Annotated in this window: 19 protein-coding genes; 10 read left to right on the top strand and 9 right to left on the bottom strand. The window is 47.9% G+C overall.

From position 1 onward, the window contains the following. The first annotated feature begins 179 nt into the window (after positions 1-179). Entirely contained in the window at positions 180-683 is a 504-nt protein-coding gene (locus BTJ40_RS18930; RefSeq protein ID WP_157954166.1) for a hypothetical protein, read from the top strand. On the opposite strand, the gene BTJ40_RS18925 is transcribed toward BTJ40_RS18930, so the two are convergent. The 3 genes from BTJ40_RS18925 to BTJ40_RS18915 all read right to left on the bottom strand — a co-directional run bounded on the left by BTJ40_RS18925 (position 680) and on the right by BTJ40_RS18915 (position 7,019). Beyond that, entirely contained in the window at positions 680-3,229 is a 2,550-nt protein-coding gene (locus BTJ40_RS18925; RefSeq protein ID WP_108734536.1) for a serine/threonine-protein kinase, read from the bottom strand. The genes BTJ40_RS18930 and BTJ40_RS18925 overlap by 4 nt on opposite strands. Before the next feature lie 126 nt (positions 3,230-3,355). Further along, complete coding sequence (locus BTJ40_RS18920; protein WP_108734535.1) at positions 3,356-5,938, bottom strand: serine/threonine-protein kinase; 2,583 nt, start codon at positions 5,936-5,938, stop codon at positions 3,356-3,358. Between the two features lie 106 nt (positions 5,939-6,044). Then, positions 6,045-7,019 carry an FHA domain-containing protein gene (locus tag BTJ40_RS18915; RefSeq protein ID WP_238152062.1) on the bottom strand — a complete coding sequence of 325 codons (975 nt, stop codon included), beginning with the start codon at positions 7,017-7,019 and terminating at the stop codon, positions 6,045-6,047. 717 nt (positions 7,020-7,736) lie between these two features. Between BTJ40_RS18915 and BTJ40_RS18910 the strand changes: the two genes are divergently transcribed. Then, a complete protein-coding gene (locus tag BTJ40_RS18910; RefSeq protein ID WP_108734533.1) occupies positions 7,737-9,131 on the top strand; it encodes a cytosine permease in 1,395 nt (464 codons plus the stop codon). Positions 9,132-9,185: 54 nt separating this feature from the next. Here BTJ40_RS18910 and BTJ40_RS18905 read toward each other — a convergent pair whose 3' ends face one another. From BTJ40_RS18905 to BTJ40_RS18895, 3 genes are all read right to left on the bottom strand, one after another. Continuing rightward, entirely contained in the window at positions 9,186-9,749 is a 564-nt protein-coding gene (locus BTJ40_RS18905) for a YceI family protein (protein ID WP_108734532.1), read from the bottom strand. Between the two features lie 11 nt (positions 9,750-9,760). Next, positions 9,761-10,366 (bottom strand): cytochrome b, encoded by a 606-nt coding sequence (locus BTJ40_RS18900; RefSeq protein WP_108734531.1) that lies wholly within the window; start codon positions 10,364-10,366, stop codon positions 9,761-9,763. A 132-nt stretch (positions 10,367-10,498) separates the two neighbouring features. Next, on the bottom strand, positions 10,499-11,167 hold the full coding sequence (locus tag BTJ40_RS18895) for a hypothetical protein (RefSeq protein ID WP_108734530.1): 669 nt from the start codon (positions 11,165-11,167) through the stop codon (positions 10,499-10,501). Between the two features lie 163 nt (positions 11,168-11,330). Between BTJ40_RS18895 and BTJ40_RS18890 the strand changes: the two genes are divergently transcribed. Both BTJ40_RS18890 and BTJ40_RS18885 read left to right on the top strand, forming a co-directional pair. Then, on the top strand, positions 11,331-12,827 hold the full coding sequence (locus BTJ40_RS18890; RefSeq protein ID WP_108734529.1) for a dipeptidase: 1,497 nt from the start codon (positions 11,331-11,333) through the stop codon (positions 12,825-12,827). Positions 12,828-12,964: 137 nt separating this feature from the next. Continuing rightward, positions 12,965-13,867 (top strand): acyltransferase, encoded by a 903-nt coding sequence (locus BTJ40_RS18885; protein ID WP_108734528.1) that lies wholly within the window; start codon positions 12,965-12,967, stop codon positions 13,865-13,867. A 53-nt stretch (positions 13,868-13,920) separates the two neighbouring features. Here BTJ40_RS18885 and BTJ40_RS18880 read toward each other — a convergent pair whose 3' ends face one another. Next, the gene (locus BTJ40_RS18880) at positions 13,921-14,358 is read right to left on the bottom strand and encodes a host attachment protein (RefSeq protein WP_108734527.1); all 438 of its coding nucleotides are present in this window, start codon (positions 14,356-14,358) and stop codon (positions 13,921-13,923) included. A gap of 316 nt (positions 14,359-14,674) precedes the next feature. On the opposite strand from BTJ40_RS18880, the gene BTJ40_RS18875 reads away from it, so the two are divergent. The 3 genes from BTJ40_RS18875 to BTJ40_RS18865 all read left to right on the top strand — a co-directional run bounded on the left by BTJ40_RS18875 (position 14,675) and on the right by BTJ40_RS18865 (position 16,432). Further along, positions 14,675-15,103, top strand: a complete 429-nt coding sequence (locus tag BTJ40_RS18875; protein ID WP_108734526.1) for an Hsp20/alpha crystallin family protein — start codon at positions 14,675-14,677, stop codon at positions 15,101-15,103. Between the two features lie 73 nt (positions 15,104-15,176). After that, the gene (locus BTJ40_RS18870) at positions 15,177-15,593 is read left to right on the top strand and encodes a CBS domain-containing protein (RefSeq protein ID WP_108734525.1); all 417 of its coding nucleotides are present in this window, start codon (positions 15,177-15,179) and stop codon (positions 15,591-15,593) included. A 263-nt stretch (positions 15,594-15,856) separates the two neighbouring features. After that, positions 15,857-16,432 carry an alkylphosphonate utilization protein gene (locus tag BTJ40_RS18865; protein WP_108734524.1) on the top strand — a complete coding sequence of 192 codons (576 nt, stop codon included), beginning with the start codon at positions 15,857-15,859 and terminating at the stop codon, positions 16,430-16,432. Positions 16,433-16,567: 135 nt separating this feature from the next. Here the strand turns inward: BTJ40_RS18865 and BTJ40_RS18860 are convergent, their stop codons facing one another. Beyond that, positions 16,568-16,810, bottom strand: a complete 243-nt coding sequence (locus tag BTJ40_RS18860) for a DUF6868 family protein (protein WP_108734523.1) — start codon at positions 16,808-16,810, stop codon at positions 16,568-16,570. A gap of 236 nt (positions 16,811-17,046) precedes the next feature. Here BTJ40_RS18860 and BTJ40_RS18855 point away from each other — a divergent pair, with 236 nt between their 5' ends. From BTJ40_RS18855 to fghA, 3 genes are all read left to right on the top strand, one after another. Continuing rightward, entirely contained in the window at positions 17,047-18,060 is a 1,014-nt protein-coding gene (locus tag BTJ40_RS18855; protein ID WP_108734522.1) for an AraC family transcriptional regulator, read from the top strand. Between the two features lie 175 nt (positions 18,061-18,235). Continuing rightward, on the top strand, positions 18,236-19,369 hold the full coding sequence (locus tag BTJ40_RS18850) for an S-(hydroxymethyl)glutathione dehydrogenase/class III alcohol dehydrogenase (RefSeq protein ID WP_108734521.1): 1,134 nt from the start codon (positions 18,236-18,238) through the stop codon (positions 19,367-19,369). A 14-nt stretch (positions 19,370-19,383) separates the two neighbouring features. After that, complete coding sequence (fghA, locus tag BTJ40_RS18845; RefSeq protein ID WP_108734520.1) at positions 19,384-20,238, top strand: S-formylglutathione hydrolase; 855 nt, start codon at positions 19,384-19,386, stop codon at positions 20,236-20,238. A gap of 129 nt (positions 20,239-20,367) precedes the next feature. Here the strand turns inward: fghA and BTJ40_RS22530 are convergent, their stop codons facing one another. Then, positions 20,368-20,811: a hypothetical protein gene (locus BTJ40_RS22530; RefSeq protein ID WP_108734519.1), complete on the bottom strand. Its 444-nt coding sequence runs from the start codon at positions 20,809-20,811 to the stop codon at positions 20,368-20,370. Positions 20,812-20,929 lie beyond the last annotated feature (118 nt).

Raw genomic sequence — 20,929 nt, 5'->3', positions numbered from 1 at the left:
TTTGCTCTTGATAGTGTTTTTGTAACCGTTGATGGTTGGGACCATCTGTTCGGGCTGGTAGCTTTAGTTCAATCGGCTTTTTTACAGTCGGAGCCGGTTATGATGACGCAGTCACAGACGTATTATATATAAAATAAACTGTCTTTTGGTGGCATCATATAACAAATTTAGATATAGGGATGAAACAGATGAAAACTTGTGCTGAGCGCCCCCTGCTTAATCTTGAGGTTCCCAAAGAGGGGCTGACAGTTGAGCTGATGTTGCAGCCGCAAGAGCAGGTGGGCAGAGAGCCCCAATACTGGCCTCTTTTTAATGCTGGAAATGAAAGTGAAGAAGAGTACTTTGGTAACTGGAATATTGATATCCAAAGTGGTGGTGTACTCACTTTAAAAGTGACTCTGGATCTTTCCAAGGTTCCTGGTAGAAATCTTGAATTTGTTCGCTATCGCCAGAACCATAAGTTGGATGGTCTGATCGCGTTAACTCCTGATTTCCGTCATCAGTTCCGCGCTAGGGCCAAGGAAGTTGATGGTGAGTACACTACTTTGATCATCAAAATCAAAGATAAAGAAGAAATCTCTGATAGGTTCTCCTTCTTATGGATGTGTGTAGATGCAGAAACAGGCATGCACTTTGTGTCTGGAGACCCTGATGCTGCGATAAATCCAATCCCCATTTCCTAATTACAGATTGCTTTTTGTACTCCTTTCGATACATGAGGTTGTGTGCATAGTGTTTGGTATTCGGGTAAAAATAAAAAATTAATACTCATGCCCTGGTTCAGTAGTTCCTCAAGGTGGTAGTTAGCTGACTGCCACTCTTCAGCTAGGGCATAAATATTGGCTGCTGTTTTATTAATGTAGGTGCTTTCTGGTGAAATATGTATTAGCTCTTTAATCAGAGCGATTGATTCCGCGATTCTCCCAACATTAGCTAAGGCTTGAGCTCTATACCTTCTGCTTGTGATGTCAGTATTGGTTTCGGTTAAGTCAATAACCTTTGAAAAATACTTTTTAGCTGTCTCACGGTCGGATAACATAATGTAGCATTCAGCAACTTGTATATTCATCTGAATATTATCTGAGTACTCCGCTAAGATGCTTTGATATTCAGCGAGTGCTTCGGTATATCTTTTTTGTAAAAAGAAAATAGTGCCAAGGTTGGACCGTGTGGACCAGTCGCGAGACCCTACTGGTACCTTGCCGATTAGCTCTTCAGCTACTTTTAGGTTACCTTTTTCGAGTTCTATTACACTTAAGAGGTTATATGCTTTCCATCTACCAGGGTAGGTCTCTACCATGCTTTGCAGGATTTCTCGTGCAGCGTCGTAACGGCCTAGTTGTAGTGTATTGACCGCTACATAATATTCATTGTTGAAGGATGGGTTGAGTGCCGCAGCTTCTTTGGCGTACTCTAGGCTCTGCTCGTAATTTCCTTGCATGTATTGGTAGCGAGTGAACTGTGTCAGTAGGTGAGCTGAGGGGTGATCTTCGGCTTCAAGCTTTTTCAAAATGACAAGGAAACCTTGCCTATCATCACTGACGGATTTAACGGCGAACTTGGCTTCCAGGATAGCTGTTTTGTCTACGCCAAAACCATCAGCACTTGTCAATATACCTAAGGCTCTAGATAACAGTTTGTTATCGCTTGTAGCTCCCCAAATAGCCATAGCTGTTGAAGTGTAAGACGTATATAAATTTGTGTTGGTTGGGTATTTACCTATAAGCTGCTCAAGGATTTCAAGATCACCATTGCCAACATTATTTTCACTGTCGAGTTTGGCAAGTACAGCCAAGTAGCTATTATAATCTTCTGGCTCCATCTTTGATTCTTTGTGGGATTCTCTCCTATAGCTTTGCGCAAAAAGCTCTACGGCGTTATTTCCAATAGTGTACTCAGCTTGCTGTCGTTTATCGCTAAGAAATAGAAAGCTAGTTTGATCCCGGATTTGGCTGTCAGCAGGATTGATACGCTGAAGCTCTATGCTACAGCGCAGCTGAATGCAGTTTACATTTGCGAGTAATGCATCCGTGACTCCCTTATTATGTAGGATTTGGAGCTGCTCTTCATGGCTGGTGTCTTTTGAGGGTGTGTAACTTACCAGTGCGCTGGACTTGAGTTGAGCGGGGGTGCTTTGAAGTCCTTGGCGTACCATGGCCTCAACTAACATTTTTTCGTCGGCACCTCCGGAAATTGATCCATTAATTTCAACTGGAAGGACGGCAATATACTGTGGCGGTAATTGCGTAAAGGCTTTCCAGCCCCAGACAACAGCTGCGCAGGAAATAGCCAGAGCTAGAAAAAAGAAAGTAGCAAGACCTCTTTTCTGTTTGGGTTTGATTAGTAATTGAGTAACCGTTTCTGAGTATTGTCGCGTGCTGGCATCAATCCCATGCTTGTATACAAGATCTAAAGCCTCGTAAACTTGTTGTGCAGATTCAGGACGCTGTTGAGGACGCTTTCCTAGTAGTCGGTCTAAGAGTGCAGCAAGTGGTTTGGGGATGTCGGGCCATGATTGCTGCGGAGGGACGTGAGGACTTTGGGTAATTTGCTGAGCAAAAGCGAGAGCGCTCTTATCTCCACGCTCAAAAGGTTTTGAGTCGCACAATAGCTCATAGGCAATAGCTCCAAGGCTAAATAAGTCACTGCGAGCATCCAATTTTGCCCCTTGCAGCTGTTCAGGAGACATAGCTTGTACGCTGCCGGCAATATGGTCTTCCCTGGTTAAATCTTGATCGCAGTCCAGGGCTTTGGCAATGCCAAAGTCACTGATCTTGGCTGTGCCATCTGTTGTGACTAAAATATTTTCAGGTTTAAGGTCCCGATGAATAATACCTAGGCAGTGGGCTTTGCTCAGGCCTTGGCAGATTTGCATCAGTAGATCTAACTTTTCTGCCAAGGTTGGTGAATTTTCACGCATCCACTCTTTTAGAGTAACTCCCTCAACAAGCTCCATTACCAAAGCAATGCTGTGATCTTTCTCTATAACATCATACAGTCGTACAATATTGGGGTGGTTTAGTCGTGCGAGTAACTGCGCTTCACTGCGGAAGCGGGCCTCAGCAGAGTTGCCGGTCATGTCGGATCGAAGCTGTTTTATAGCTACTTTGCGCCCAAGTTTTATATCCTCAGCCAGGTAAACAACGCCCATACCGCCGGCACCCAAGGTGCGTTCAACCCTGTAACGGCCTTGATATTCCTCGGTTTTTTCCAACGCAACTACGTCCATTGTATTGAATTCTTCTCGGATGGATGGGGGATTTTACCTGATAGTACAATTTCGTGAAGGCATCTGTCGCCTCTTAAAGGGAAATGGTTCACGTTATTCCATTCTGTTCGATTTGCTTTTGACTGTTTAGTTGTCAGTCCTGTCAGAACATAATGTTGGGTGATTAGCGCGCAAATCGTCAAAATTTCCTAGAGTACAGATAGGTTGAAAGCCAATTGTTGTGAACCACACTGGAGCCATGCCCAGCTCCAAAGTCTTTCGTATATAGGCTTTAGCGGAAAGCATATCGCCGCTGGCCATATAAACCTGGGCGCGGCTGTAATTGACAAATAGGCCGTTTGGCGCGGTGTTATCAATCTTTAATAGTGTCTCAATGGCTTGCTCACCCTGGCCCAGTTCAGAATAGGCCCTTGCCCGCAGTAACAATCCAAGCCAGTCCTCCTGCTCTTGTGCAAGGGCCAGAGCGCGCTGGGCAAACTCTTGTGATTGCAGCTGTCTATTTTCCAGGCGGGCAATCTCTGCCAGCAGCAGATATACATGGGGGTCGTTAGGGACTCGTTCAGCAACATGGCTCAGGCAGTTTTTCGTATCTTGCAACTGCTGTTCGATGTAATAGGACAAGCAAAGGTTAAAGGTGTCTCGGTCTCCCAAATGCTTTAAGCCCAGCTCACTAAGGAGCCGGATAGACTCTTTGGGGCGGCCTGAGTCCAATTCATTGGCTGCGAGTAGGGAGATAGCATCAATATATTGATTGTTGAGACGGATAGCATGTAAAAGGTGGGGCCTCGCTTTTTCCATTTGCCCCATCAGGGTCAGGGTCAATGCTTTTTGACGAAGATAGAGAGGGCTGGTACGAATATTGAGTGCCTGGTTAATGACTTCCAGCGCACGATTGTAATTTCCCCCTCGCTGGTAGGCTTTCGCACGCAGGAAGTAGTAGAGGGCCTGATCAGGTAGTCGCAGCTTTAGTTTTGTGAGTAAGGCCTCTGTGAGCTCGATATCTGCCAGGAAGATGGCAATACGCACTTTAGTGACCAACACCGTTGGGTGGTTGGAAATCTTTGCGGGTATGTTTTTGAGAAGCCCTTTGAGTCGGCCGCGTATTTTGGTATCCCGCGAGTGATATAGGTGGGTGGCCAATAGGTCCGCCAGCAGTTCATAGTAGGAGGGAAAGTAGGGGTTCCTCTTTAGTAGAGTCTCAATCTTGGTAATTGCCCCAGCAACATTGGCTTCATTATTGCGCTGTTCGAATATCTCGAGGTACTGCTGATAATCTTCGGGACTAAGGTTGAACTGGGCTCCCTGACTTTCTGTTGGGTAGTTGGGAAGCAGATAGTGCAGTTGCTGCAAGACACGCGCGCGGCTCTCCAGCGGTGCATCCAGGTTCAGCATGGCACTACGGTTGGCGATTTCAGCAAACCCCTCGGCCTCTATCAGTGCAAAGGAAGCTTCGCAGATGGCGGCTTCACAGTTCAAGGCAAATTGCAGTAGCAGCTGTGCGTTGAGCGCTTGTGCCTGCTCGCGCAAGGGTTTGCCTTTTAGTTGCTGAGACTCCGAATAGGGTACCAGTAGTAGCGCTGGTTGATCGGAAAGCCCCTGCTTGATGGAGCTGAGAAGGTTATTGGCCAGCAGTTTTTCCTCTCGGCTGCGCAGGTTAGATAAGTCTGGCTCAATGATCGCAATGTACTTTGCCGAGGGTTCTTTACTTCCCCATAGAGAAAGTTGAGGAAAAACAGCGGCGGTTAAGCCGAGTAACATCGCACCGGATGCCAGGAGTATGCCAGCTAGAAGTTCGCGTCCTTTGTTTTTACGTCGATGTTGTACATGAAAGTTTTCAGTGGTGATCGTGATGTCATGGTCATCGGCGGTTTCCTGGTCCGATGTTAATTGACTCAATACCACATCCAGATCGGTAGCTACAACGGCAGCACTGAAAGGGCGTTTGTCCGGGTTTTTGGCCAGCAGCTTATCCAGCAATTTGCAAAGCGCCGTAGGAAGTCCGGGGTTTATGGCCCCTGCGGGTGGGTGCGGGTTGTTGATGATCCGATCGATAATAACGTATGGGCTTCCATGCTTGCCGAAGGGAGGCTGATCACAAAGTAAGTGGTAGGCGAGCATTCCCAGGGCAAATAAGTCACAGCGGTTATCCAGTTTCTCGCCGAGGGCCTGCTCGGGAGACATTGCGTACCAGCTGCCGGCGATATGCTGCTCGCGGGTGATTTCTTTCGTCTCCTGCCAGCTCCGGGCGATACCAAAATCAGCGATTTTTGCGATGTTATTGCTGTCAATAAGGATGTTGTCCGCTTTCAGGTCGCGGTGAATAATTCCGGCAGCATGGGCACGGGCAAGACCGGTAGTGATTTGCTTGAGTAGCTGAATTTTCTGGCGGAGGCTGGGGTTAAACTCCCGTGTCCAATTGGTGAGTGGACGGCCATCAACATACTCCATAACCAGGGCTACATCGTTCTGCTCTTCCACAACATCGTAAATTTGTACGATATGGTTGTGGTTTAGTTGTGCGAGCAGCAATGCTTCCTGGCGAATTCGATGTGAGGCAGACTCGTTTTCAGGGTTATTGAGCAATCGCTTTATGGCAACTTCTCGGTCAAGTCGCTCATCCTTGGCGAGGTACACAACCCCCATTCCCCCGGCTCCAAGCTGCCTGATGATCTTGTATCGGCCGATATAAGAGGGTGGTTGCGCTGACATTGTAATTCTTGCCGAGGGATAAGAGATTCAGCTCCGCCACCCTGGCAAATAATTACTGAATGGTAATGAAGGGGCTTAGCCTTAAGCCCCCTTGCTGCAGACGAAGCTATACTGCTTCCGGCTCTGTTTTTGCCTCGAGTTGGTTGCCTTTATAAATTTCGAATTGTGGACAACCAATACGGATTTCCCAGGATCGACGCTCTACCAGGCTCGAAGTATCCACTGCATCAGGTAGTGATTCAGAGATCTGTTTGCGGGCGCGGAAGATCTGGGTGTTCAGGTGGTTAACGGTGATACCCAGCTCGTGAGTGGCTACCTGAATAGAAACCCAGCCCTGGGAGTCAGTATCCATACCGCTCTGCATATCTTTGTGGCGAGCACGAGCAAGGTACAGCAAGAGATAGTTGTGGATTCTTGCTGGTAAAGACTGCTTCATACCTTCCCGCTGCAGTTGTAACTGCACATGCTCTTCGTGGGAGCTCACAGAGAATTTCAGCTCAAAGTCGACAATAGACAGCTGCTGCAGTGACAACTCTTTCGTTGCCCCTTGGTTATCTGCCAGGAAGAGCTGCCAGCTATGTAGGCCACAATCGATTCTATCGCCATGGTTAACGAGGGTTTTATCGCCATCCTCAGCAGATGGGCCGCTAAACTCGTACAACCACTGGCCTGTCAGTGGGCTGTATTGCAGGCTGGAGAGGGGCTCATTTTCGTCGGGGAGCAGGTGGTATTGCTCCAGCGATTGGGCTTCCCCGGAGTGGATGTCGATCAGTAAATTCTCAGGGGCGTCGAGGTTTTCGACGATCCAGGCTGGGTTATTAGCCCGTCCAAAAGCGATTTTGTCTCCAGTCTGGAGTGGGTAGCTTTTTGCTGGTACCAACTGATGACCATTGAGCCAGGTGCCATTGCGACTCAGGTCGCGAATATTCCAGTGCGTGCCTGTCCACTGCACTGCGGCGTGAATACCCGATATTTCAGCGCTTGTGATTCTTGTGTCTACCGCACCCTGGCGGCGCCCAATGGTATGGTGTGCCATTAAGTAAACTGGTTGTTCCCTATCTGGATGCTGTAAGCAAGCCATATTTCTACCCTTCTGCCGTGGCCAACCTGGTTGTGGCCTGATAGCGACAAAATGCACTCAAGTTGATGTGACGCCAGCGATGGCTCTGCAAATACATCAGCAGAACGGGGTATTGCTTCACTTCCACTGGCGGCGATTGCTCCCAATTGGCTGAGACATTGCTTATGGTGAGGGAACGCCGAATTGTACTGCCGCCTCACTGGTAGTCTCGGGGAGGATTACCTCGGTCCTGAGTGATTAAGTCACTTAAATTTTCGAAAATTGTTCTATTGTTGCGCCTCCCTAATAAATGTCTACATGGGGAGTGCAATAATTGTCAGTAATTGCGCCTATTTTCGCTGAAAAGTTGTGCCGCCGTCAAAAACCTTATTGGCCTTTTCTATCTTTTTGATGTGACCTGGTTAATGTTCTTCATATCCTTAGTTGCACGTTTGTTTGACCAGGGCTTGTCAGTGTGCTTGTTGATTGCATCTTCTTTAATCAGCGATGACACAATATATTTCATTGTTGTGCGCCTGTACTAGCTGGATTTCTACAATTTTGACCTCTGCTTGGCTTTTTGGATTTTATTGAAAATAAGTCTCAATTGTAAAAGGGAATACATATTATCAAATGCTAAATCTGGCGCTTTCTAGCGGCTAGTTTGTCGTTGTTGGGAGAGCTGGTTTGTTGTAGCTGTTTTAGCGTGTCATTTAGTAAACACACTTAGGTGATGTTTTGCAGCTCATAAATGAGAATTTAGCAGTGGTGAAGCCTGCAGCAAAACGCTGGGGCGCTATGACGATGTTTAACCTTTGGGCCAATGCTGCGCAAAGCCTCGCTGGTTATACCCTGGCCGCAACCTTATTTCTTGATCCAAATGCGAATGCATGGTTGGTTTTGGCTGGAATAGCTATTGCAGCAATTTTAATTATTATCTTATTAAACTTAATCGGTGAGCCGAGTGTTAAGTGCGGCATACCGTTTCCCGTGTTGGCCAGGGCCAGTATGGGAATTCGAGGTGCTAATGTCCCTGCGCTACTCCGAGGCAGCGTGGCGATATTTTGGTACGGTGCGCAAACGTGGTTTGCCTCCCATGCCATGTCTCTGTTGTTGAGAGAGTGGTGGCCGCAAACTGGTGGGGGGCAGTGGTTGGCGATGGATCAGGTCGACTGGATATCTCTTGTACTGGTTTCCTTAATCCAGGCTCTCTTATTTTTCAAAGGCATCAACACGATCCGGTGGTTTATTAACCTGGCTGCGCCTTGCGTTTATGGGGTTATGCTCGCGCTGTTGTGGATGCTAGTGATTCGCAGTGATGGACAATTTACAGTTACGGCCTCTGCTTTCTTCGATCGGCCTGTAGCATCCTGGGGCGATGGCCTGTTCCAGCTGCTCAAAGTCACTGGCACTATGCTGGCTCTCTACGCCCCGATAATTCTCAGTTATGGTGATTTTGCCCGCTTCTGCAGGAATGAGTCCGTTATGACAAGGGGGAACTGGTTGGGGATCACTATCAATATGACGGGCTTTGCGATAATTGTTCTGCTTACCACCATCGCAGCCCAATCCGTTTTTCAGCAGAACCTGGCAAACCCGACTGATATCGTGCAAAAGCTTGGTAGTCCAGAGTTGTCCTTGCTGGCCGCCATTGTCTTTTTTACTGCAACCGCCGGTATCAATGTGGTGGCTAATTTTGTGGCTCCTGTTAACGATGTTTCGAACCTTCTACCAAAGTATTTGGGATTTCGCAGAGCGTCTTTGATCACTCTGTCCCTGGCTTTTCTTATCAGCGCCCTCTGGCCCGCAGTGATTAAGCAAATTGGCTTGGTGGCTTTTGTGAACTGGATGGGAGTTTTCCTGGCGCCAGCCTATGGTGTCATATTGGCACATTACTATTTGATAGAGAGGCGCGCTTTGGACGTTGAGCAGTTGTATCAAAGCGATAGTGGTGGGCGTTACTACTATTGTTATGGCTGGAATCCCCAGGCCCTACTGACTTTGCTGGTGACATGCATGGCCATCACATTGTTAGCCGTTTTTCTGCCGGGAGGGGTGATGGCTGGTGTCGACTGGCTATTGGCTGCCGCATTTGCCTCAGTTGCTTACTGGGGCCTTGCTAAACGCAGATAAAGAGGAGTGAGCCCGGGTACTGTTCCGGGCTCAGGAGAGTACGCTGTCTCACCGTTAGATGCGGATACCTTCGATATCCAGGATCATCTCAACTTTCTGAGATGCTGGGCCCAAAGATTTGATGCCGAACTCTTTCAGTTCAAACTCAGTAGTCCCGCTGAAGCCCTGGCGGTAGCCGCCCCAGGGATCTTTACCGCCACCGATATTGGTAACGTCAATGGTGATTGGCTTAGTGATACCGCGCAGGGTCAGTTCGCCATTTAGGCGGGCCTTGCCATCTTCCAGAGGCTCAAAGCTGGTGCTCTTGAAAGTGGCAGTGGGGAATTTGGCTGTGTCGAGGAAGTCATCGCTGCGCAGATGCTTGTCTCGCTCAGCGTGATTGCTGTTGAGGCTGGTTACATCGATATCGACATTGATAGAAGATTTTTCCGGCTGCTTTTCATCGTAAAAGAAGGAGCCGTTGAAGTCGTCGAAGCGACCGTAGAGCCAGCTGTATCCCAAGTGCTTGATACGAAACTGCACAAAGGCGTGTGCCCCTTTGGTGTCGATTTTGTATTCCGCTGCTTGAGCTACAGTCCCCATCAGAGCTGCAATAAGAAATACAGAGAGCTTCTTCATATCGTTTTTCCTTATTTGGTGGTTGAGAGTGTGGTTTGTAGGTGCGAAGGATCTTTTGTTGAGCTTTTTACTCGGATACCGAGCATCCTGAGCAGTGTGGCATCGCGGTCAATAAAGTGGTGCTTGAGGGCGGCCAGAACATGCAGGACTACAAGTCCAATCAGGCCCCAGGCGAGAATTTCGTGGATAGATCCGGCAATGTCTTCCTGGTTGGGAATTCCTTTCAGGGTTGCTGGGATACTCGCGATACCGAAGATATCGATAGGGCGGCCGTCGGCGGTAGAAATCAGGTAGCCGGAAACCATAATTGCCAGCAGCAGAAGATAAATCAGGCCGTGAGTGGCGGCGGCAACAAACCCCTGCCAGTTTGGAGTTTTGCTGCTGTCTGCTGGAGATGGGTTGGCCAAGCGCCAAACCAGCCTGAAGAGCAGTAGCGCAAAAAGGATGATACCTACCCCTTTGTGGATTTCTGGGGCTTGGCGATACCAGGGATCATAGTAGGATAACTGGCGCATCCACCAGCCGAGAATAAAAGTCCCTACTACCGCAGGGGCCATTATCCAATGGAGGGTGATGGCTACCCAGCCGTAACTAGAGGAGCTGTTTTTGGCTTGCAAGTCTCTCTCCTATTGGTGATGTGCCGCACTTAGGTTTGCCAAGTGCCACTAGGGTACAGCCTTTGGGCTCTACCACCAATGGGGAGTTCCCGAGTATGGGAAAAGAGTCAGAGGTAGCTGCGGGAGGGCAGGCTATATCGAGCGCCTGGCAGCGCTTTCCCGCTCTGCTGCCAGAAGGATACGTTCACAAGACAGTCGGTCCAGAGAGGTAGAGCGTTGCGCCAGCTGGTCTGCCAGCCAGCTGGTGGAGTGCTGTTCATCCCCAAGGGCAAGCTGTTCCAGCTGCCAGATAACATTCAGCAAAGTCTTCCGCTCAAAGCCCGTTTCGGTTCCCTGGCCCGTGAACAGGTGAGGCTCTAGTTGTTCAAGGTCGTTGCGCTTGAGCACTAACTCTGAATAAGTGGGGTACCAGCGACTGCTGAATGGTTCTGGCCGCTGGTGGTAGTCGAAGGTGATGCGCAGCCGGTTTCCGTCGGCATCTTCAAGGAGAGGGGTGTCATGTTCATAGGCGGGGAGTGCTGGATTATTCCGCAAGATATCCACTATGGCATGCCAGTCACTGGCGTTTTCATAGCAGAGTCGCACCGGCTCGATCAGCTCTCGGATGCCCTCCCGGCCCTCCAGGGACAGCTTTTGGCCGGGGCGGTACCAGTAGAGGTTAAGTAGCTGCTCATCGGCGAGGTCTGCGAGATGTGCGCTGGTTAGCGGTTCTTCGGACAAGGCGCTGAGATGGTCAACGGCCTGCTGTACGCTGAGCCACTGCTTGCGGTGGAAGTGTTGCTTATTGCCTGTATTTCCCATTCTATTCTCCCGGCGCAGTTCTACGACCTGGAGCCCCAAGTTTAGCAGGGGGCGTCGATGATTCAGTCAGAATCGTGCCTTTGCCAAAGGGCAACATAAAAGATGGCAATTCCACGCTGCAAGGCGAGTACAATGACGTTTTTTATATCCAAGGCTGCTGAGTATGAGGCTATTCGCCGGACTGTTATCACTGGTTTTGTCTGTGCAGGTGAGCGCTGCTGTATCACCGATAGCACAGAAAGTTTCCGACTATGCAGTCGATAAGTATGAAGTTGCGATGACTGACACCCTGGCAGAACTGGTGCAATTTGAAACTGTTGCTCGCGAGGGAGTGCCCCTGGCAGATAACCGGGCTTTCAGTGGCTTTAAGCAAGCTATAAAAGCTAAAGCCCAAGAACTTGGGCTGGAATACCAGGATCACGGTTATGTTCTGGTGGTCGCCTTGGGGCAGGGAGAGGAGAGGGTCGGCATTGTGACCCACGGTGATGTTCAGCCGGCCAATCCGCAAAAGTGGCAAAAGAGCCCGTTTGTATTAGACCGGGAGAGTGAGCCCGGTAAGTTGATTGCCAGGGGCAGTGAAGATAACAAGGGGCCTATTGCTACCGCTCTTTATGCGATGAAGGCGATCAATGACCAGCAGGTGCCAATGAAGCGCCGGGTTGAATTATTGATTTACCTGGCAGAGGAGTCGGACTGGGCGCCCTTTAAAGCTTTTTTGAAAACCTACCCGATACCCGATTACAACATCACGATCGATGCCAGCTACCCGGTAGTTACCGCTGAAAAAGGCTGGAGTGAAGTGCAGGTGAGCACACGAAGCCAGCTTACAGAGGCGTTCACTGGTCCCTATATAGAGGGCTTTAGCGGTGGTTATTTTAGAAGCCAGGTGCCAGATCATGCTCAGGTGACGCTTATCAACCCAAGCCCTGAGCAGGTAAAAGCAATTCGCGCTCGTGCTGAAAAATACAAAGAACTTGAATTTGAGTTTACGCCAATTGAAAGTGGCTATCGAATTGTTGCGAAGGGCCGGGCAACTCACAGTTCGGAACCGGAACACGGCATTAATGCTATTGCCTATCTCGCTGATATTTTGCGCGACCACGATTGGCCTTTAAATGCCTCCGGCACTATGGTCCACTATCTGAACGACCTGGTTGGTACAGGTATTTATGCCAAAAATTTTGGCAGTATTGCCTATGCTGATGATTTTATGGGCCCGATGACCGCCGCCGTCACCATGGTGAAAAGCGATGATCGAGGTTTGACCAGCTATCTGAACCTTCGACGCCCAACCGGTAAAAGTGCGGATCTGTTAAATGAAGAAATTAATTCCGCATTGGAAAATTGGCAGAGCAAAAGAGGTGTGAGCTTGGCTGCGGTGGAAATTGTTTTGGGATCCCCTTACCGGGTTGAAGATGCGCCTCATGTCGGCCCATTACTGGATGTATTTCGTCACTTTAGTGGGATTAAAGATGCACAACCGGTTTCAATTGGTGGCTCTACTAATGCCAAGCTGCTGCCAAATGCTGTGAGCTTTGGCCCCTCCATGCCGGGTGTGCCATATACGGGGCACTCAGAGCATGAGTATATTACTGAAGAACAGTTTCGTATGAACCTGAAAATGTATACTGCGATGCTGATTAAAATTTGCAATTTATAGCGCAGGGAATTGTAGAGGCACTTTAATAAAAAGAAACTGTTTGGTTGTGCCATGCAGATTTGAAAGCAGTAAAAAGAAGATGTGGGTAAACCCTAGGCGTCCCCTAAGTAATCCCCGGTAATTAATAGAGTTATTAGATGTTAAATTTTCTGCCCTCATTTTTACTTCTGGCAGTATCCTCAATACTGCTGGTGATCAGTACACTAGTTTGTGCTGCGCCTATTCTTGTTTTTTCGATCTTTAGATTTCTTCTTCCATTTGCCTTCCTGCAAAAGGTTTTCGCAAGCTTTTTTATTTCATGGGCGGAGATGTGGATTACTCTCAACAAGGGTTGGATGAAGCTAACTCAAAGAACCCAAATTGATGTGCAGGGTGTAGAGCATCTCGATAGGCATGGCTGGTATCTGGTGACGGCAAACCATCAGAGCTGGGTAGATATTTTTGTAATACAGTCGATTTTTAACCGGAAAATTCCATTTCTGAAATTTTTTGTCAAGCAGGAGTTAATCCGGGTTCCCGTGATTGGGTTGTGTTGGTGGGCTCTCGACTTTCCTTTTATGAAGCGATATACCAAGGAGTTTCTGAAAAAACATCCAGAGATGCGCGGTAAGGATCTTGAAGCAACTAAAAAATCTTGCGAAAAATTCAAGTTGATACCTACCAGTATTATGAATTTTCTCGAAGGTACAAGGTTTAGTGAAGAAAAACACCAGAGGCAGCAATCGCCCTTTAAGCACCTTCTAAAACCCAAATCAGGTGGAATTGCTTTTGCAATGCACTGCATGGGAGAAAAGCTGAACCAGCTTCTGAACGTTACTATTGTTTACCCCGATGGTATACCGACGTTTAAGGATTTCCTTTCCGGTAAGCTGAAGAAAGTGATTGTTCGTGTTGAGCAAATTCAATTGCCAAGTAGGTTCTTCGATAGGGACTATGCAACCGATCAGGAGTTTCGGGTAGAGTTTAATCAATGGGTAAATAAACTGTGGACCGAGAAAGATGCTCTTATTGATAAGTTGTTGATAGAAAGTAAAGCTTGAGTCGTGCAGGTAGAGAGGTTCACTTAGGAGCCTCTCTACTTTTTTGAAGCAGACTACAGCCAAATAGGAAGCTGGGCCCGAATTTCTTCGGGTTCACAGGCCACCAGGTTTTTTCCTGTTTCTCCTGCAATCGTTGCGCGGGTTGGCGATTTTAACGCATCCCTCAAGCTGCCAACCATATAGGGTTCTGCGACGATATACAGCTTTTCGTACTGCCCCTCCTGTCTTCCCCTTTCCAGGGTATGCGCGATTTCCCTGGCAAAATTCTCACCATTGCGGCGGTGCAATCTCGAAGAGTTACCCATTGAATGCCTCCCCTGCCCATAGCTGTCGAAGCTACGCCCAGGGGCATCACTCTCCTGGTCTCTGCCGGAAAGTCGCGATTCTGGATGAAGAAGTGCTTGAATTTCATTGAGATTTCCCACGCGTTTGTTGGCTTCGAAAATTCGAGCTTGGGACTGGTTAGCCACAAGGACCCATGCTAGAGCCATGAATTTATCCTCGCTTTACTGCCTTCTTCAATGCTAGTAAATCCCTATATCGGCCACGAGTTCTGGCTGGCTATTGATGGATCTTGTTATGGGAATTCCCTGAGAGCGTGGGGGGCGGCAAAGTGTTGTGTTTTATATATTTGATTGAAATATATATACTTTTCTATATTCACTTTGCAATGGATTTTATCGGCACATAATCCCTCCGTTTGTCACAGTATTTCCTAGACTGTACTCAAGATGTAACAGGCGCAAGATAGACCCCTGGGTTTCTCTAGCGCTTTTTGCGGCTTAGCGTAAAAAAGAGGTTGTAAATATGAGTCTGATTCCCAGAGGGTCCCTGTTGGACCTCGATAATATGTTTGAACAAATGCTCTCACCCACCCGTGCGATCGGTTCTGAACGCGAGGGATTCTTTTCTCCGCGTATCGATGTGAGTGAGCGTAAGAATATGTATGAAATTAGCGCTGAGCTGCCTGGGGTGGGTAAGGATGATATCAGTGTAACTTTGGAGAACGGTGTCTTGACCCTTGAGGCCGAGGTGCACCGCGAAGTCAAGGAGAAGAAGGATGGCCGTGTACTTCGGCAGGAGCGGCGCTACGGAAAATTCCTGCGTAGCTTCAATCTTGGCGAAGATGTTCGTGAAAATGAGATTGATGCAAATTTCAAAGATGGAATCCTCACCCTCACAGTACCAAAGCATGAGGGGCATCCCCCGCAGAGAAAGCGAATAGAAGTGCACTGATCTTAGGTATCGAGAGTGGCTGGGATTGCCCACCACTCTCTTTAGCAGTTGTCTAAAGAGCTTTGAGGTAAGTATGAAAGTCAAACATGCAATGCATGAGGGAGCTACCTGGTGCACCCCGGATACTCCACTGCAGGAATTGGCAAAAATTTTGCGAGATGAAGATATTGGTGCAGTACCTATTGGTGAAAATGACAGGCTCGTGGGTATTGTGACCGACAGGGATATAGTATGTCGCGGAGTGGTTCAGGGGGGCAATCTGAGTTCGCTGTCTGCCCGTGACGTCATGACAGAGGGAATTGAATGGTGCTGGGAGGAAGATGATCTTTTGTCTGCGGTCCATAAGATGGAGCAGCAGCTTTTACGTCGAATGCCAGTGCTGAATAGCGAAAAGCGAATGGTGGGTATCCTCAGTTTAGGAGATATCACCAGCGCTATTGCCAGCAAGCAGGGTGGACAGTTCGCGGCTGCAGTCTCCTCGCACCACTGAACGGGGAGTTTATCGCTTGATACTCGTAGCAGTCGCCAATATTGATTGGCGACTGTGAACAACTTTTGGGTGCCTATGGGCCCAACATGAAATGAGGTAATTCCTGCGTTCGAAAGAGGTCTTGCCTGTCCGCTGATCACCGTATCCACAATACTACTCCTGGCAACAATATTTACAGCCAACCCTCTTCACTCCAAATGTGATTATTAAGGAGCACAAAGGGGTAATCAGTCGTATAATCCCTACTTTTTTTGAGGTTAAAGATGGCTGTGACTCAAGAGCAGTTGGCACAACGCAGTGGAAATCGGTGTGAGTTATGTAAAGCAGGAAATGGCTTGGCAGTTTATAGCGTGCCCCAGTCAGGCGGCTATCCAAATGCGGACGTGCTCCTATGCCAGACTTGTAGGGATCAACTGGAAAGCCCCGCACAGATGGATAGTGGTCATTGGCAGTGTCTTTCAGACTCTATGTGGAGTAGCGAGCCGGCAATTCAAGTGTTGTCATGGCGTATTCTGAAGCGCTTGTCTGGCGAAACCTGGGCTCAAGACTTGTTTGATATGCTTTATCTGGACAGTGAATTGCTGGCTTGGGCGGAGGCCGGGGTAATTCCAGATGCCGGGGAGCTGATAATTCACAGAGATAGTAATGGTGTTCAGCTGCAAGCTGGAGATAACGTCGTTATTGTCAAGGACCTGGATGTTAAGGGGAGTAGCTTGGTTGCAAAGCGCGGGACGGTGGTGCGTGGTATCAGCTTGACTGATAACCCTGAGCATATTGAAGGGCGGGTTGAGGGGCAGAGAATTGTTATTCTTACAAAGTTTGTCAAAAAGAGTAGCTGATATAACCGAGCCTTCTGAATAAGCTTAACTACTGAAGGGATGGGGCTGTTCGTTGTATCCGCCCAATAGACTGAAAATAAGAAAGGTATATTTTTCCTTTCTTATTTTTCGCAAAGATATTTTCGCCTTTTTCAATTAACTGATAATTTTTAATGCAAAATAGGGCGTGATGTTGAAAATTATAATGGCGATCTTATATTGGGCCAGATACTGAAAATATGCCCGGCCCAGGTCCTGCTCATTAAGCTCAAATATTCGTGCATGTATCCTGGTGATAGGCTTTCTCATAGAGACAAGTCCGATAGTTGATAGCAGCAGGATCAATATGTTTATAATCGAAGCCCAGCCTAAAAATTGCGTTAGATTTTCAATTTCCATGTAAAGTTTCCTTGCGATTTTCATTGGTGTGAAACTGTGAGTTTCATACGGGGGTGTGTTGGGTGTCAAAGATCCCAGTCATAAATTTTCAAATAATTTGTATTTTTAGGTTTGGGAGCGGTCCCGGTAGCTTTCTAAGCTATATTACATGATATAGCTATTGTCCGATGCTCTTAATTCCTAGACACTGTGTGATAGTGCAACTGAGAGGTTGGCAATATGGTAGCTAAAAAAATATGAAGCCGGTCTATGAAATTCGCAGTGGGGCATTAGCTGGGTTCAATCTCTTAGTACCACAGCTTGGTGGTCGTGCCTCGGATCTTTTAGCACAGGTCGGGCTCCCCGCTGATTGTACTCGCCGTCCAAATGTTCTAATTCCCATTGCAACGCTGGTAGATCTCCTTAACTTGTGTTCACACAGTTTGTCCTGCGGTGATTTTGGATTGCGTCTGGCGGGTAAGCAAGGGATGCGTATGCTGGGTGTCCTAGGTAAACTGATATTGGAAAGCGATAGTCTTGCCAGTGCTTTGATGATCACTCATCGATATATGGTATTACATAATCAAGCGGATCACTGGAAGATTTATCAGGCAGATGATTGCTGGGTTGCAGAGAGAGTCAACCACTTCCCTGACACTATTCCTGCGCAGCAGTATAGTGAATTGTCTGTTGGTGCGGCCTATCGCTTGATACAGGAAATGGTTGGTTCCAAAATAACCCCTCGCTCAGTATCTTTCCGGCATAAACGCCAATCCCCACAAACTAATTACCAAGCTTTTTTTGGCGTGGAGGCTGGTTTTGAACAAGAGCGTGATCGTCTGGTATTTGATGGGTCGCTAATGAATTATTCCCTTGCCCAACCTAGTTCAGGTCTTATGCGATACTTTGACGAATTTTCCAAAGGCTTGCTGGCTGAGCACGAGGGTGATATCAGCCAGCAAGTGCAGGTATTAATTCTTCAAACCCTTGGGGCTCAGCAGCACTCCCTCGAGCAAATATCCCGACTGTTAGGCATTCCAATGAGAACACTCCAGCGCCGCCTGAATGAAGCGGGAACCTCTTTTAAGCAATTGGTTCAGAACGCGCGAATGAAGACTGCTCGCTGGCACTTGAGGGCCTCAAGTATTGATGTGGGATTGCTATCGGCTAGTTTGGGTTACACCGATATCAGTGCTTTCTCAAAAGCATTTCGAGCTATCCATGGAAACTCCCCACTGCAGTGGAGAAAGCGACAGGTCATCAACAGTTAACTGATTATAGGATTATTTTTGAATATCTGCCTGATTGTATTATTTGAAATTTTTAGGAATAGTGTTTTCACTTCCCGCAGTTCTTTTCCAGTATGCGATGCCCAGCTTTGCACCAACAATGCTAGAGGATTATGCTGGGTGCCATTAGAGCGAGTAATAAAAGGTTGAATTTAAAATGAGCGCTGAGACAATTCACTGTAAGGCTGCCGTAGCTTGGGGCCCTGGAGAACGGCTGGTTATTGAAGATGTTGAAGTTATGCCCCCTCAACGGGGTGAAGTTCGTGTGAAATTACATGCCACCGGAGTTTGTCATACAGACGCGTTTACCCTGTCGGGAGATGATCCTGAAGGTGTTTTCCCTGCAATTCTCGGCCATGAGGGGGCGGGTATAGTTGAATCTGTTGGTGAGGGGGTAACCAGTGTGTCTGTGGGGGATCATGTCATTCCCCTGTATACTCCTGAATGTCGCGAATGCAAGTTTTGCCTCTCTGGAAAAACCAATTTATGTCAAAAGATCAGGGTTACCCAGGGTAAAGGTTTAATGCCTGATGGTTCGACGCGCTTCTCGGTAAATGGAAAGCCGATTTTTCACTATATGGGCTGTTCAACTTTTTCTGAGTACACAGTACTTCCTGAAATATCTGTAGCCAAGATTAACCCGGAGGCGCCCTCGAATGAAGTTTGCCTGCTGGGTTGTGGTGTCACAACGGGTATGGGAGCTGTGACCAATACCGCCAAGGTTGAGCCAGGATCCTGCGTGGCTATTTTTGGTCTTGGTGGTATCGGTTTGTCCGCAGTGATTGGAGCCAAAATGGCAGGTGCCTCTCGAATTATTGGTATCGATATTAATGAGGACAAGTTTTCGTTGGCAAAGAAGCTGGGCGCCACTGAGTGTATCAATCCGAAGGATTACGATAAGCCAATTCAAGAAGTGATCGTAGAGCTTACCGATGGTGGTGTAGATTATTCTTTTGAATGCGTTGGCAATGTTAACCTGATGAGGGCGGCCCTGGAATCCTGTCACAAGGGTTGGGGAGAGTCCATTATTATTGGTGTGGCAGGTGCGGGACAGGAAATCAGCACACGTCCATTCCAACTGGTTACCGGGCGAGTTTGGAAGGGGTCAGCATTTGGTGGTGTAAAAGGTCGTTCCGAATTACCTTCTCTTGTTGATCGTTATCTGGATGGAGAGTTTAAGTTGAGTGACTTCATCACGCACTCAATGCCTCTGGAGCAGATTAATGATGCCTTCGACTTAATGCATGAAGGTAAGAGTATTCGCAGCGTTATTCATTTCGAGCAGGCCTGATAGGATCACTTAAAATGTCGATTGAACTGGTTAGTAGTACTAAGTCATTTGACGGTTTACAACAGCGTTACCGACATGAATCCAGTACGCTCAATTGCCCAATGGTATTTTCTATTTTTTTACCACAGGATACAGAGGGGAATACACAGCGGAAATATCCCGTCGTATACTGGTTATCAGGTTTAACTTGCACGGATGAGAATTTCAGCCAAAAGGCTGGGGCTCAGCGAATTGCGGCGGAATTGGGGATAATTCTGGTGATACCTGATACCAGCCCGAGGGGAAATAATGTAGCCGATGATCCAAGTTATGATCTGGGGCAGGGCGCTGGTTTTTATGTGAATGCAACTCAGGAGCCGTGGAAACAGCATTACCAAATGTATGACTACATTGTGGATGAACTTCCAGGTTTGGTGGAAATGCATTTTCCTACTAATGGCAGGCGCGGTATTTGTGGGCATTCTATGGGGGGGCATGGTGCTTTGGTTATTGGCCTGAGAAACCCCAATCGGTATCAATCAATCTCTGCTTTTAGTCCAATTTGTAATCCCATTGCTTGCCCCTGGGGGGAGAAAGCGCTTGGAGCCTACCTGGGTGCAGACCCCCAGAGCTGGGAGCAATACGATGCCACTGTGTTAATGGGGCGAGCTGTAGAGAAAACGCCGATTCTGGTTTCGCAGGGGGAGCAGGATCAGTTTCTTGAAGAGCAGTTGAGACCACATGCACTGCAAACAGCAGCCGAGGCCAGTGGCTACCCTCTTCAAGTGGAGCATCATGCAAACTATGACCACAGTTATTATTTTATCGCCTCATTTATTGAGGAACACTTGAGGTTTCATGCAGACTTTTTACTGAGAACACATAGTTAATATTTAATATAAATCCACCGACCTACTGCAACTAGCTCTTCAACTAAGTGCTGTGGGGCTGTTGGGCTTACTCCTCCTATTTAAAGTGGCAAAGGCCAGATATACGAGGAGTAAGCGTGGGGTGTGAGCTTACTGCGCGGCCGCCCGACACTCGCCAATAATTTCAGCTCTATTCTGGTCAAAAGTTTGTTCAATCAGGAACCAGCCGTTGGAGCAGAAGCCACTCTCGGCCAGTAAGAGTTCCATTCGTTGTCTTGCAACTTTCTTTACGTCTCCAGAATTGCCGCTGCTAGGACCACTGCCGCCACCGCCGGGCCCTCCGCCACCAGGACCACCACCGCCGGGCCCTCCGCCACCTGGGCCACCGCCGCCGGGACTACCGCCACTAGGGCCGCCACGTCTCCCGCCTTGACCTTTAGGGCCAGAACCTATGGTAGCTTTATAGGTAAATCGACGATGACCTAGGTCAGTGATGTCAGTGATAAATGATTCTGTGGTAGGGATCTCCGGTGTAGAGCTGCAGCCAGCAGCGATCAATATCGTAGCTACAGATGCAAAGAGATGGACCTTCATTATTGTTACCCCATATTTTCATAAAAGCTTTAGTACGACATTAGCTAACCACAAATGTTGGTTAAGCAGAGTAAACAATTGTTAAGGGAGGCTGTAGCAGCAGGATTGTTTGAGCTCA

It is taken from the genome of Microbulbifer sp. A4B17 (assembly GCF_003076275.1).
In the GTDB taxonomy this organism is placed as follows: domain Bacteria; phylum Pseudomonadota; class Gammaproteobacteria; order Pseudomonadales; family Cellvibrionaceae; genus Microbulbifer.
This window is presented reverse-complemented; position numbering and strand designations above follow the sequence as displayed.

Excerpts from the sequence above, each read along its gene's own strand:
- BTJ40_RS18930 (WP_157954166.1), top strand. The coding sequence starts at position 180 with ATGAAACAGATGAAAACTTGTGCTGAGCGCCCCCTGCTTAATCTTGAG.
- BTJ40_RS18925 (WP_108734536.1), bottom strand. The coding sequence starts at position 3,229 with ATGGACGTAGTTGCGTTGGAAAAAACCGAGGAATATCAAGGCCGTTAC.
- BTJ40_RS18920 (WP_108734535.1), bottom strand. The coding sequence starts at position 5,938 with ATGTCAGCGCAACCACCCTCTTATATCGGCCGATACAAGATCATCAGG.
- BTJ40_RS18915 (WP_238152062.1), bottom strand. The coding sequence starts at position 7,019 with ATGGCTTGCTTACAGCATCCAGATAGGGAACAACCAGTTTACTTAATG.
- BTJ40_RS18905 (WP_108734532.1), bottom strand. The coding sequence starts at position 9,749 with ATGAAGAAGCTCTCTGTATTTCTTATTGCAGCTCTGATGGGGACTGTA.
- BTJ40_RS18895 (WP_108734530.1), bottom strand. The coding sequence starts at position 11,167 with ATGGGAAATACAGGCAATAAGCAACACTTCCACCGCAAGCAGTGGCTC.
- BTJ40_RS18890 (WP_108734529.1), top strand. The coding sequence starts at position 11,331 with ATGAGGCTATTCGCCGGACTGTTATCACTGGTTTTGTCTGTGCAGGTG.
- BTJ40_RS18885 (WP_108734528.1), top strand. The coding sequence starts at position 12,965 with ATGTTAAATTTTCTGCCCTCATTTTTACTTCTGGCAGTATCCTCAATA.
- BTJ40_RS18880 (WP_108734527.1), bottom strand. The coding sequence starts at position 14,358 with ATGGCTCTAGCATGGGTCCTTGTGGCTAACCAGTCCCAAGCTCGAATT.
- BTJ40_RS18875 (WP_108734526.1), top strand. The coding sequence starts at position 14,675 with ATGAGTCTGATTCCCAGAGGGTCCCTGTTGGACCTCGATAATATGTTT.
- BTJ40_RS18870 (WP_108734525.1), top strand. The coding sequence starts at position 15,177 with ATGAAAGTCAAACATGCAATGCATGAGGGAGCTACCTGGTGCACCCCG.
- BTJ40_RS18865 (WP_108734524.1), top strand. The coding sequence starts at position 15,857 with ATGGCTGTGACTCAAGAGCAGTTGGCACAACGCAGTGGAAATCGGTGT.
- BTJ40_RS18860 (WP_108734523.1), bottom strand. The coding sequence starts at position 16,810 with ATGGAAATTGAAAATCTAACGCAATTTTTAGGCTGGGCTTCGATTATA.
- BTJ40_RS18855 (WP_108734522.1), top strand. The coding sequence starts at position 17,047 with ATGAAGCCGGTCTATGAAATTCGCAGTGGGGCATTAGCTGGGTTCAAT.
- BTJ40_RS18850 (WP_108734521.1), top strand. The coding sequence starts at position 18,236 with ATGAGCGCTGAGACAATTCACTGTAAGGCTGCCGTAGCTTGGGGCCCT.
- fghA (WP_108734520.1), top strand. The coding sequence starts at position 19,384 with ATGTCGATTGAACTGGTTAGTAGTACTAAGTCATTTGACGGTTTACAA.
- BTJ40_RS22530 (WP_108734519.1), bottom strand. The coding sequence starts at position 20,811 with ATGAAGGTCCATCTCTTTGCATCTGTAGCTACGATATTGATCGCTGCT.